Genomic DNA, 1232 nt, shown 5'->3' on the forward strand with positions numbered 1-1232 from the left:
AGAGATAAAGTAAATCACGAACATTGGGAGCAATGGCAACCAATTCCAAGAAAGGAAGTTCAATCCCATACCAGCAAAATAACCCTGCTCTTGGGAAGCAACGATGCTACTCAGATTCAAAGAACCTGAAGTCAGTAATACGGTGACCAATGCAAAGCCCATAGCAATTTCGTAAGAAATCATTTGTGCTGATGCACGCATTGCGCCAAGGAAAGGATATTTGGAGTTAGATGACCAACCGGCCAAGATTACGCCATAAACACCAATAGATGAGATTGCCATGACGTACAGTAAACCTGCGTTGACATCCGCCAAGACCATTTTTGCTTGGAAGGGGATGACTGCCCATGCAGCAAAAGCTGGCATGATCACCATCACCGGTGCAATGAAATACAACACTTTGCTAGACCGAGTAGGAGAAATAATCTCCTTCATGAGCAACTTCAAAGCGTCAGCAATAGGTTGTAGCAAACCTAATGGACCAACACGGTTTGGTCCGAGTCGGATATGCATCCAGCCGATTAACTTACGTTCCCAAAGAGTCATGTATGCAACGGCGCCAAACATTGGCAACACGATGATCACGATACGTACCAAAGCCCAAACGAGTGGCCATAGTGAGCCAAAGAAGGCCTCACCTTGGGTGGTAACGAGGTTCAAGAAATTATCCATCTCGTCCCTTATGCCTTGCTAACAGTTACAGGACCAAACATTGATCCCAATTTAGCGCTAGCCATAGTGCCCGCAGAAATTCTGACAGCGCCCTGAGCTAAATTCGCCTCCAATGTGGCCGGCAAATCTACGGACTGACTATCTTGAGTCACTCGCACAGCATCGCCCTCTTTCAAGCCCAACTCATTAAAGAGCGCTTGACCTAATCCAACTTGATTGCCGCGCTTAGCATCGCGCGTTAACTGCAGTGCTGATGAACGGCGGACGATTTGGTCGCCGGCGTAAATACCAACATCAGATAAACGCTCTAAACCTGCTGCTACAGCTGCGCTTCCATTAGTCAATCCGCTTGCAGTAGATTGATTTGATAGCTTAGTGCAATAGTTTTCACCAAGCGCTTCACCCAATACCTCTTCAGGCATGTTGTACAGGAAGCCATCTAAATTCAATAAGCCGCCTAAAACACGCAACACTTTCCATGCTGGACGAGAATCACCCAAAGGCTTTACCGCTGGTTGAATTGTTTGCGCACGGCCTTCTGAGTTAATGAAAGTAGAAAC

1 protein-coding gene and 1 pseudogene are annotated in these 1232 nt (G+C 46.8%); both read right to left on the reverse strand.

The genetic code is table 11. From position 1 onward, the window contains the following. A partial coding sequence (locus tag B7Y67_RS18525) for an NADH-quinone oxidoreductase subunit H (protein WP_293599893.1) occupies window positions 1-672 on the reverse strand: 672 nt, incomplete at its 3' end. An 8-nt stretch (window positions 673-680) separates the two neighbouring features. Further along, window positions 681-1232: pseudogene (locus tag B7Y67_RS18530) on the reverse strand (NADH-quinone oxidoreductase subunit G); the annotation flags it as partial.

Source organism: Polynucleobacter sp. 35-46-11 (genome assembly GCF_002281105.1).